Origin of the sequence: Neisseria sp. HMSC069H12, assembly GCF_001812735.1 — a bacterium.
Taxonomy (GTDB): domain Bacteria; phylum Pseudomonadota; class Gammaproteobacteria; order Burkholderiales; family Neisseriaceae; genus Neisseria; species Neisseria subflava.
Genome location: NZ_KV810246.1, coordinates 16285 through 27450, shown reverse-complemented (window position 1 = coordinate 27450; position 11166 = coordinate 16285). Strand labels below are relative to the sequence as shown.

At 47.7% G+C, this 11166-nt stretch carries 12 protein-coding genes; 6 read left to right on the top strand and 6 right to left on the bottom strand.

The genetic code is table 11. The annotated features are described in order from the left end of the window. The 3 genes from HMPREF2872_RS02460 to trmA all read left to right on the top strand — a co-directional run. Positions 1-378: peptide chain release factor-like protein (locus tag HMPREF2872_RS02460; protein ID WP_283117749.1), on the top strand; the 378-nt coding region annotated here is incomplete at its 5' end. A 148-nt stretch (positions 379-526) separates the two neighbouring features. Next, positions 527-2029 (top strand): phosphate acetyltransferase, encoded by a 1503-nt coding sequence (pta, locus tag HMPREF2872_RS02455; protein ID WP_070630955.1) that lies wholly within the window; start codon positions 527-529, stop codon positions 2027-2029. Positions 2030-2146: 117 nt separating this feature from the next. Beyond that, positions 2147-3229: a tRNA (uridine(54)-C5)-methyltransferase TrmA gene (gene trmA / locus HMPREF2872_RS02450; RefSeq protein ID WP_070630953.1), complete on the top strand. Its 1083-nt coding sequence runs from the start codon at positions 2147-2149 to the stop codon at positions 3227-3229. A 69-nt stretch (positions 3230-3298) separates the two neighbouring features. Here trmA and HMPREF2872_RS02445 read toward each other — a convergent pair whose 3' ends face one another. Continuing rightward, entirely contained in the window at positions 3299-4339 is a 1041-nt protein-coding gene (locus HMPREF2872_RS02445; protein WP_070630951.1) for a zinc-dependent alcohol dehydrogenase family protein, read from the bottom strand. A 162-nt stretch (positions 4340-4501) separates the two neighbouring features. Here HMPREF2872_RS02445 and mutY point away from each other — a divergent pair, with 162 nt between their 5' ends. Beyond that, positions 4502-5536, top strand: coding sequence for an A/G-specific adenine glycosylase (gene mutY / locus HMPREF2872_RS02440; protein ID WP_070630948.1), 1035 nt, complete (start codon positions 4502-4504; stop codon positions 5534-5536). A 6-nt stretch (positions 5537-5542) separates the two neighbouring features. Here the strand turns inward: mutY and HMPREF2872_RS02435 are convergent, their stop codons facing one another. Together HMPREF2872_RS02435 and HMPREF2872_RS11190 are read right to left on the bottom strand one after the other, a co-directional pair. Further along, positions 5543-5899, bottom strand: coding sequence for a hypothetical protein (locus HMPREF2872_RS02435; protein WP_036473192.1), 357 nt, complete (start codon positions 5897-5899; stop codon positions 5543-5545). A gap of 3 nt (positions 5900-5902) precedes the next feature. Then, complete coding sequence (locus HMPREF2872_RS11190; RefSeq protein ID WP_003745781.1) at positions 5903-6100, bottom strand: zinc-finger domain-containing protein; 198 nt, start codon at positions 6098-6100, stop codon at positions 5903-5905. A gap of 113 nt (positions 6101-6213) precedes the next feature. Here HMPREF2872_RS11190 and HMPREF2872_RS02425 point away from each other — a divergent pair, with 113 nt between their 5' ends. Beyond that, complete coding sequence (locus HMPREF2872_RS02425) at positions 6214-6708, top strand: DMP19 family protein (protein WP_070631111.1); 495 nt, start codon at positions 6214-6216, stop codon at positions 6706-6708. Positions 6709-6771: 63 nt separating this feature from the next. Here HMPREF2872_RS02425 and HMPREF2872_RS02420 read toward each other — a convergent pair whose 3' ends face one another. Further along, the gene (locus HMPREF2872_RS02420; RefSeq protein ID WP_070630944.1) at positions 6772-7545 is read right to left on the bottom strand and encodes a M48 family metallopeptidase; all 774 of its coding nucleotides are present in this window, start codon (positions 7543-7545) and stop codon (positions 6772-6774) included. A 108-nt stretch (positions 7546-7653) separates the two neighbouring features. Beyond that, on the bottom strand, positions 7654-8586 hold the full coding sequence (locus tag HMPREF2872_RS02415) for a serine hydrolase (protein WP_210398837.1): 933 nt from the start codon (positions 8584-8586) through the stop codon (positions 7654-7656). 289 nt (positions 8587-8875) lie between these two features. On the opposite strand from HMPREF2872_RS02415, the gene clpX reads away from it, so the two are divergent. Beyond that, positions 8876-10141 (top strand): ATP-dependent Clp protease ATP-binding subunit ClpX, encoded by a 1266-nt coding sequence (gene clpX / locus HMPREF2872_RS02410; protein ID WP_070630940.1) that lies wholly within the window; start codon positions 8876-8878, stop codon positions 10139-10141. 391 nt (positions 10142-10532) lie between these two features. Here the strand turns inward: clpX and HMPREF2872_RS02405 are convergent, their stop codons facing one another. Then, a complete protein-coding gene (locus HMPREF2872_RS02405; RefSeq protein WP_070630938.1) occupies positions 10533-10865 on the bottom strand; it encodes a hypothetical protein in 333 nt (110 codons plus the stop codon). Positions 10866-11166 lie beyond the last annotated feature (301 nt).

The window sequence follows — 11166 nt, the reverse complement described above, 5'->3', positions numbered from 1 at the left end:
GGTCAGCACATCAACAAAACCGACTCCGCCGTCCGTATTACCCACTTGCCGACAGGCATGGTGGTCGAATGCCAAGACGGCCGCAGCCAACACGCCAACAAAGCGCAAGCGATGAAAGTCCTCGCTGCCCGCCTGAACGACGCGCAAAAACGCGAAGCACAAGCCAAAGAAGCCGCCGAACGCAAATCCCTGATCGGCAGCGGCGACCGCAGCGAACGCATCCGCACCTACAACTACCCACAAGGCCGCGTTACCGACCACCGCATCAACCTTACCCTGCACAAACTGGATTTTGTGATGGACGGCGATTTAGAAGAAATCACCAATGCCCTGATTGCCGAGCATCAAGCCGAGCTTTTGGCAGCAATGGGGGATTGATGGATTTGGTCCATTGCGTTTATACTTTTCAGACGGCCTGATGACATATGTTAATATGGCCGTGTATATGTTATCCCGAAGTGATAAATGCAGCACCAGCTGCGCCACAGCAACACCCTTCTACAATCACCGAATGAGAGGACACAAAATGGCAAAAATCCTGATCGCACCGGTATCTGCCGGTCTGAGCGCCGATGCAGCGGCAAAAGCATTTGCAGCAGCATTAAATGCGCAAGTTTTCCAAGCCGTTGACCCTGCTGCCGAAACCCTGTTGGCTCAAGGCAAAAGCGACGATTGGTTTGACGCACTTGTCGGTAAAGTTGCAGCATTGAATGCAGACAATCTCGTTATCGAAGGCATCACTCCTGATGCGGACAAATTGTTCTTGTCAGGCAAAAACGTTGAATTGGCGCTGTCTTTGGACGCAGGTGTTGTATTGGCGCTGAAATCCGACAACACCGACGCAGCCGCCGTCACCCAACAATTAAACCTCACCAAACAGCTCTACACCAACTCCCCGGGCTTATTGGAAGGCTTTATCATTGACGGCGCAGCCGCTGCTTTAGGCGCACAAGTTGCCGAGCAAACCGGCCTGACTTTCTTCGGCTCCAGCGACAAACTGCAAGACGTATCCGCTTTGGCCAAACGCGAAGCCAAACGCCTGTCTCCAGCCCAATTCCGTTACAACCTGATCGATTTTGCCCGCAAAGCCGATATGCGCATCGTTCTGCCTGAAGGTGCAGAACCACGCACCGTCGCCGCTGCCGCTATCTGTCACGAAAAAGGCATCGCCCGTTGCGTACTGTTGGCGACCCGCGAAGAAGTTGAGGCCGTAGCGAAAGAACGCGGCATCTCCCTGCCTGATTCTTTAGAAATCATCGATCCTGCTTCTTTGGTTGAGCAATACGTCGAGCCGATGTGCGAATTGCGCAAATCCAAAGGCCTGACTCCTGAAGACGCACGCAAACAGCTGCAAGACACCGTCGTGCTCGGCACCATGATGATGGCTCAAAACGACGTAGACGGTTTGGTTTCCGGTGCAGTCCACACCACCGCCAACACCATCCGCCCTGCCCTGCAACTGATTAAAACCGCTCCGGGTGCAAGCCTTGTATCCAGCGTATTCTTCATGTTGCTGCCTAACCAAGTATTAGCATTTGCCGACTGCGCGGTTAACCCAAACCCAACTCCGGAACAACTGGCCGACATCGCCATCCAATCTGCCGACAGCGCCAAAGCCTTCGGTATCGATCCAAAAGTAGCCATGATTTCCTACTCTACCATCAACTCAGGCAGCGGCCCTGATGTCGATGCGGTGATCGAAGCAACCAAACTGGCGAACGAAAAACGCCCTGATTTGGCCATCGAAGGTCCGTTGCAATACGATGCGGCTACCGTTCCATCTATCGGCCAATCCAAAGCTCCGGGCAGCGCTGTTGCCGGTCAAGCAACCGTTTTGGTTTTCCCAGACCTCAATACCGGCAACTGTACTTACAAAGCCGTACAACGCAGCGCCAACGTCCTGAGCGTAGGCCCGTTGTTGCAAGGTTTGCGCAAACCGGTTAACGACTTGTCCCGCGGCGCATTGATTGAAGACATCGTCTTCACCATCGCCCTGACTGCCGTTCAAGCCAAACAAATGCAAGGCTGATTGACAAGCTGATGCTTTACAATCAAAGGCCGTCTGAAACCGATGTTTCAGACGGCCTTTCGTATCTTTGCGCCAACTATATTATAATTCGCCATTATTTTCCGAAAGACTGCCCCAATGACTGCCTACCAGCAACAACTAGCCGACAAAAAGCAATATCTTCAGCAACTTTTCCAAGGACTGGATTTCCCTGAAATCGAAATCTTTGAATCTCCGGAACAGCATTACAGAATGCGTGCCGAGTTCCGTATCTGGCATGAGGGCGGTGAAATGTTTTACGCCATGTTTGAGCGCGGACAAAAGGCAAGCGGGGCAAGCCTGATCCGTTGCGACCAATTTCCTGCCGCATCCGAATCCATCAATGCCTTGATGCCGAAATTGATTGAAGCCACATCCAATCATCCCGAGCTGAAAAACCGCTGGTACGCCGTCGAATTTTTGTCCACTTTAAGCGGAGAAATGCTGGTTACCATGATTTACCACAAGAAACTGAACGAAGCATGGCAACAAGCCGCGCAAGAGTTGGCGCACAATTTGGGCATCCACATCATTGGCCGCAGCCGCGGACAAAAAATCGTATTGAGCCAAGATTTTGTGACCGAAGCATTAGAAGTCAACGGAAAGACCTTCCGCTATCGTCAAATTGAGGGCAGCTTTACCCAACCCAATGCCCAAGTGTGCCAAAAAATGCTGACGTGGGCGTGTGATGCTGCGCAAAACTTAGGCAAAGACCTACTTGAGCTGTACTGCGGCAACGGCAATTTCACCCTGCCACTTTCGCAACATTTCACTCAAGTATTGGCAACCGAAGTCTCCAAAACTTCCGTCAACGCCGCCCAATGGAATATTGAAGCCAACCAAATTACCAATCTCAAAGTCGCCCGCCTGTCTGCTGAAGAATTTACCGAGGCCTACACGCAAAACCGCGAATTCCGCCGCCTGCAAGAACAAGGCATCGACTTGAAAAACTATGATTTTTCAACTATTTTTGTCGATCCTCCACGCGCCGGTGTTGATGATGAGACGCTCAAATTGGTTGCCCGATTCGACAACGTCCTCTATATTTCCTGCAACCCTGAGACCCTACGCACCAACCTCGATACGCTCTGTCAAACCCATACCATCGAACGCGCCGCCCTGTTCGACCAATTCCCATTTACCCACCATATCGAAAGCGGCGTTTGGTTGAAGAAAAAATAAAACCATACAAAAAGGTCGTCTGAATGTTCAGACGGCCTTTAATTAACGGCATATTAAACGATTTTCAAATCAATCCGCCTCCAAAACCACTTTCATGGCTTGGTTTTCAGCAGCATGCTTGAATACATCGTAAGCTTTTTCCAATTCGCTGAATTTGAAATGGTGGGTCATCATTTTGGTGTAATCCACTGAGCTGCTGGAAATGGCTTTCATCAGCATTTCGGTGGTATTGGCGTTAACCAGGCCGGTAGTGATGGCAAGGTTTTTAATCCACAGTTTTTCCAGTTTGAAATCAACGGATTGACCATGTACACCAACCACAGCAATATGGCCGCCGGGTTTCACGATGTCTTGGCACATATTCCAAGTTGCAGGGATACCGACCGCTTCGATGGCGCAATCTACGCCGTCTTCACCGACAATGGCGGCAACTTGCTTGCTCACATCGCCGGAAGCGGGGTTGATGGTATGGGTTGCGCCCAATTCTTTCGCCAGTTTCAAGCGGTTTTCGTCCATATCGCAAACGATGATAGCGGCAGGGCTATACAGTTGTGCGGTCAGCAACGCAGACATACCGATAGGGCCGGCACCGGCGATGAACACGGTATCGCCAGGTTTCACATCACCATATTGCACGCCGATTTCGTGGGCGGTCGGCAAAGCATCGCTCAACAGCAGGGCAACTTCTTCGTTGACGTTGTCAGGCAGCGGAACCAAGCTATTGTCGGCATAAGGCGTACGGACGTATTCGGCCTGTGTACCGTCAATCATATAGCCCAAGATCCAACCGCCGTTGCGGCAGTGTGAATAAAGTTGGATTTTACAGTTGTCGCAAGTACAGCATTTGCTGACACATGAAATAATGACTTTATCACCGACTTTGATGTTTTTTACAGCATCGCCGACTTCTTCTACAATACCGATGCCCTCATGACCGAGAATACGACCGTCGGCAACTTCAGGGTTTTTACCCTTCCAAATACCCAAGTCAGTACCGCAAATCGTGGTCTTAACAATTTTGACGACTGCATCGGTCGGATCGATAATTTGAGGGCGGGGTTTTTCTTCGAAACGGATGTCGTTTGCGCCATGATAAACCATTGCTTTCATGTGAATCTCCTTGAGGGGTTAATAAATTTTAACAATACAGCGTAAATCCACGTTAACTATATTTATATACCCCTCCATAAGATAAGTCAATCCTGATTATTATTTTGTATATTATAGTGTAATATACTGTTTTAAAAATAAATAATTAAAAAGTAAATATTAATGAACACACCCTCATCCTTCGCACGACGACTCATCGATTGGCAGCGCCAACACGGCCGTCACGATTTGCCTTGGCAGGTCAAAGACCCTTATTCCGTCTGGCTTTCAGAAATCATGCTCCAACAAACGCAGGTTGCTACCGTATTGGACTACTATCCGCGTTTCTTAGCCAAATTCCCAACCGTGCAATCACTGGCCACTGCGCCGCAAGACGAGGTTTTATCCTTGTGGGCAGGCTTGGGTTATTACAGCCGCGCACGTAACCTGCACAAAGCTGCACAACAAGTCGTCGGACAATTCGGCGGTATCTTTCCATCCGAGCGCAAAGACTTGGAGACGCTCTGCGGCGTAGGCAGAAGTACCGCCGCCGCTATTTCCGCCTTTGCTTTCAACCGACGCGAAACCATCTTGGACGGCAACGTCAAACGCGTTCTCTGCCGTGTCTTTGCCCAAGACGGAAATCCGCAAGACAAAAAATTTGAAAACGCGCTTTGGACGCTTGCAGAAAGCCTGATGCCGTCTGAAAACGCCGATATGCCTGCCTATACACAAGGGCTGATGGATTTGGGCGCAACCGTCTGCAAACGAACAAAACCTTTGTGCCATCAATGCCCTATGGCAGAGATCTGCGAAGCAAAAAAACAAAACCGCATTGACGAGCTGCCCCGCAAAAAAACTGCTCCCGAAGTGCAAACCCTACCGCTTTATTGGCTGATTATTCATCACACTGACGGCGCATTATTGCTTGAAAAACGCCCTGCCAAAGGCATTTGGGGCGGTCTGTATTGCGTACCCTGTTTTGAAAAATTAGACGATTTGTATACTTACGCCGAACACTTCGGCATTGTTTTAGACGGCCTTGAAGAACAAACCACGTTTACCCACCGCCTGACCCACCGTTTATTGATGATTACCCCTTTTCAGACGCAACAAAGGCCGTCTGAACATCTTTCAGACGGCCTTTGGGTATCATTGGAACATTTGGCGGATTATGGTTTGCCCAAACCTTTAATCAAATATTTGGCTAAAGGCTAAACCGCCCTATTCCACAATCTCTTTAAATACAACTTCTTTCCCGCCGCGAATCAGTACGGCAAACCCATCGCCAATTTGCCAACGCGAGCTCGGATTGGCGTACTCGACGCCCTGACTCCGCAAGCGGACTTGCACCAGTTTTTCAACCGTATTGCCTTCACGCAGCTCAACCATCATCGGGCTGTGGCTGTTGATATAAATTGCAGTAATCGTCCGACCTTGTGCGGATTGATAACGGACAGAATACGTCTGCGCTTGTGCAATGACAGGTAACGGCGCATCAGGGCGCACGGCCTTATAAGAACCGCACGCAGCGCACAAACTCACGCACAAAGCGCAGATGATTTTGTTCAACATAGGCATAGATTAGTAATGGTGATGCGGAATCTCGCCATCAAGACGGTAATAAGTGCCGCAATACGGACATTCAATCTCACTATTGGACTGAATCGGCAAGAACACACGCGGATGGCCGTTCCATGTTTCATGATTAGGGCCGGAGCAATGCAGCGGCAAATCCTGCGGCTTGATGACTACAACGTTTTTTTCAGACTGTGTACTCATGGTTTGGTTCCTCACTATGTTTTCTTATCTTCCGATATTGTAAAGCAAAACGGCCGCTAGGTTCAGACTGAAAACATTATATAATCACTTTTTTCAGACGGCCTTTGATGATTATGACGACCCTGCTCCGCCTTCAAGATTTCGATACTTCCGATTCCGCTTCATTTCTTTATACACTCAGCGCAGCCTATTTGGACCACACCGAACAGGCAGGCGACGATGAAATGTCCGGCCTCAACGATGAACAGCATACATTAACCGCCCTTTGCTATCTTGACAGCCAAGTTCAAGAAGGCGGCTTCGTACAGCTTATCGCTTCAGGATACGGAGAATACATCTTCGGCAATCCGGTTGCCGACAGCCTGCGCCGCTGGCGCATCAAGCCGATACCGAAAATCTTAGACAAAGCCAAAGCCTTATACGAAAAACACGGCGAAGCCATTGAAAAAATGGCAGATGAGCAAAGAGATTTCGATGAAATCCGCAAAGCGTTTCCCGATTTTGAAGAGCTTGACGGCGATTATTATGATGTTGCCGACGAAGATTTGGAAACCGCAGCAGCCTACGTTCAGGCAAATTGGGATAAATTTGCCAAACTGTCAGGCTGAAACCATAAAACTTTGCCGGTTTGAATCATCTGATCAAACCGGCAAAATCATCAATACGTCAAATTAACGTTTGTTTTTCTGATAAATCGGCATTACTTCAGGCAACATTTTGCGGATTGCATTGATACGCGCCTGATTGGTTGGGTGAGTCGACAAAATAGCCAATGAGCTGCCACCCTGTACTTTGTTCATTTTTTCCCACACGCTTACCGCTGCCTCAGGGTTGTAGCCTGCTTCAGCCATCAAACGCACACCGCCGGCATCCGCTTCGCTTTCCTGATAACGTGAGAACGGTTTGGTCGCCAACAAATCTGCACCCAAGCCGACCAAATCACCATCCACACCGGTTGAACTGGCCAAAATCGAACCGCCCAAGCCGGTCAATACTTGTCCGCCCAAAGCTTTTTTACTGTGTTCCAACAAAGCATGGGTCATTTCATGGCCGACAACGGCGGCAATTTCATCATCAGTCAGCTTCAATTTTTCTACTATGCCGGTGTACACGGCCATTTTACCGCCCGGCATTGCCCATGCGTTCATTTCATCACTGCGGATAACGTTCATCTGCCAGTTGAAAGGCACGCCGGTTTTGTTGGCGCGCTCAGCATGAGGACGCAGACGTGCAAACACGCGTTGAACGCGTTGAGCAGTTGGAGATGAAACATCCAAAGCTTTTTGACCACGCGCTTTTTGAATGACTTGTGTGTAACTTTTAGCCGCATCTTCATTTAAAGTCGCGGTATCGTAGCCAACCATATCCGCTACAGAAGTACAGCCGGTCAACGCCAAAATCACGCCCATGCCGGCCCAATATTTTTTATTCCATTTTCTCAACATGTTTTCTCTCTGTTTTTTTAAGTTAATGTAACGACATTGTACCCAAATTTAATACTATTTACACAAAAGGCCGTCTGAACGGTTTCAGACGGCCTTTAAGCGTAATATTTAAGAGCGGCGCTGCAACATCCAAGACTCAATCTTACGCGCATCGTTCACGCGGGTCGTGGAAGACGGAGAGTTGAGCAACACAATGGTAATCGGCTGATTCTGTACATTGGCCTTAACCACCATAGAACGTCCTGCCTCACGGATATAGCCGGTTTTCTGCAATTCAATATTCCAGCTGCCCTCACGTACCAAGGCATTGGAGTTTTTGTAGTTTTGACGACCATTTGCCGTCCAAACCGAGCCATAATTTGAAGTAGAATTTTTGCGGATCAGCGGATATTTGCTGGCTGCCGCAACCATGCGGTTCAAATCGCGTGCAGTTGAAACGTTTTGGAAATTCAAACCGGTAGGCTCATAGAAACGGCTGCTGGTCATGCCCAGGCTTTGTGCTTTGGCATTCATTGCCGCAACAAACACGCTCATACCACCCGGATAGGTACGGCCCAACGCATGGGTAGCACGGTTTTCACTGCTCATCAGGCTCAGGTGCAACAGTTCGCCGCGTGTCAGTGTCGTGCCGATACTCAAACGGCTGCCTGTACCTTTCAAACGGTCGATTTCAGCCTCGGTAATCGTGATAGGCTCGTTCATATCCAGATGCGCATCCAACACCACCATCGCGCTCATCAATTTGGAAATAGAGGCAATCGGCATGACACGATCAGGGTTTTTCTGATACAGCACTTCACCGGTTTTATTATTGAAAATCAAAGCAGATTGCGAAGAAAGCAGAGGACCTGCCAAAGCGGCTTGAGCTTCGACTTGGTCGGCATGACTCAACGCAAAAGCTTCCATCGGGTCATTTTGCACTGGGAAATTTTGCTCCAAAAATTGTCCCAATACATCCATATCATCGGCAACGGCAGGCGCAGAAGCAAAGGCCAATGCCACACCTGTCCATACCATTCCTAAAGTTTTATAGAATTTCATATCTGCCAATTCAAAAAAATACATTTAATTCAACATTCTGTTGAATTTTTCGCTAATTGTAAAGCGAGTTGAGAAAACTTTGCGTTTGTTTGCGAGATATTCAAATCCAGCGCCCTCATCTGTTTCTTAGACGATACGGCGCAATGCCTGCTCTGATTTGAAAAAACACAAGATAGTCATTATACTTAGGCTCCTTTGTCAGAGGCATTCCCTCAATCCGGCAATACACCCAAAATATCTGTTCCCCCTTTACAACACAGCCTCCATACAACCATACGAAGAAATTATTATGTCTGAAGAAAAACGCACCTGTTCATTCTGCGGGAAGTCCGAAAACGACGTTAAAAATCTGATCGAAGGCGAACACGCCTTCATCTGCAACGAATGTGTAGAAACTTGCGGCATGATGCTGCAAGACAACGAATCAGGCGAGATTGAAAACGAGCTTGCCAAAGCGAAAGAAGAAAACGCCGAAAAAAAACTGCCTACCCCGGCCGAAATCGTTGCCAACCTCAACGACCACGTTATCGGTCAGGAACACGCAAAAAAAGCGTTGGCAGTATCGGTTTACAACCACTACAAACGCCTGCGCCACCCGAAAGCGGAGGGCAAAGTCGAGTTGTCCAAATCCAATATCCTGCTCATCGGCCCTACCGGTTCAGGTAAAACCCTGTTGGCACAATCTTTGGCGCGCAAACTGGATGTACCTTTTGTCATGGCGGATGCCACAACTTTGACCGAAGCGGGTTATGTAGGTGAAGACGTCGAACAAATCATCACCAAACTTTTGGGCAAATGTGATTTTGACGTTGAAAAAGCCCAGCGCGGCATCGTTTATATCGATGAAATCGATAAAATTTCACGCAAAAGCGACAATCCGTCCATCACGCGCGACGTATCCGGCGAAGGCGTGCAACAAGCCTTGCTGAAACTGATTGAAGGCACGGTAGCCAGCGTTCCTCCTCAAGGCGGCCGCAAACATCCGAACCAAGAATTCATCAACGTCGATACCACCAACATCCTCTTTATCTGCGGCGGTGCATTTGCCGGCTTGGAAAAAGTCATCCGCCAACGTACTGAAAAAGGTGGTATCGGCTTTGGTGCGGCGGTACACAGCAAAGATGAAAACGCCGATATTTCAGCCCTGTTTGAAACAGTCGAGCCTGAAGACTTGATTAAATTCGGTTTGATTCCCGAGCTTATCGGCCGTCTGCCCGTGATTGCTACATTGGCAGAATTGGACGAAGATGCTTTGGTCAACATTTTGACTGAACCGAAAAATGCCTTGGTCAAACAATATCAAACTTTGTTTGAGATGGAAGATGTCGGTCTTGAGTTTGAAGAAGATGCCTTGCGCAGCATCGCCAAACTGGCGATGGAACGTAAGACCGGTGCGCGCGGCCTGCGCTCTATCGTCGAACGCTGCCTCTTGGACACCATGTACGCCCTGCCAGATTTGAAAGGCGTAGCAAAAGTCGTCATCAATAAAGAAGTGGTGGAAAAAGGCGATCAGCCAAAACTTTTCCGCGAAGACGGCAGCGAATATAAGCAATAAGGCCATTCCCTAAAAAGACGTGTACTCGTTATACGTCTTTTTTATTTTTTTAATAAAACCAAAAGCATATCTTTGAGACCTTTGAAATAACATAGGTTACTAAAATTTTATGCTCAATCTCATTTTCAAAATGCAAAACTTTTCTAATTTTTCCTACTTTTTACTTAATATTAGGAAGGTTTTAGGCAATTGAAAATTTTTTGGCGCATTTTTATGCATCAAATTTCGTTAACAGACTATTTTTGCAAAGGCCTCCTTTGAATAATGGTTTTATACATAAAAAAACAAAGGCCGTCTGAAATATATTCAGACGGCCTTTGTTTTCAAGTTGCTCTAAGTCTGCCTTCATCCGGAGTATTGATGAGAGTGACTTCCTTGAATTTTATGAAGCTTATTTTTTTGCTTTCTTAACAGCTTTTTTAGCAGGGGCAGCTTTGGCGGCAGGCTCAGAAGCCGCAGCTTCAGGAGCAGCAGTTTCAGAATCAGCTACTGGTTCAGATGCAGCAGGCTCGGAGGCAGCTGATTCAGCAGTACGTTGATAGCCTTTGCCTTTCATGCAGGCATCAAATACAGCGCGATCAGCATTTTCACCAGATGCTTGTTGGCATTGAGTCATTGCTTCTTCAACAGTGATGCGTGGTGCTGCCGCTTCTTCAGGTTTGGAAGAAGAACAAGCTGCCAACATCAGACTACCGGTTGCAAGAGCGATTAATAAAGTTTTCATAATTGTATATTCCTAAATTTTGATTTTATGGTTTACCGTTAAATGGGAGATACAGGCTACAAAACAAGCTCTGCACCCCAATATTGAGTACATGAGTACAATTTAGTTTCATTTCAGTCTGTAAGTTTTTGATAAATTAATTCTATTGACGTTAAGACAAATGCTTAATTCCCAATAAACTCAAAATCTTGCAAGCCAGTAATTTTTTCTGTTTTTTTCACTGTAAAAATATCAAAACTTGGTCAATCCTAGCCGCAACCATCATTTGGGGAGTCCCTCTTTTTATGGCATAATGGACTAC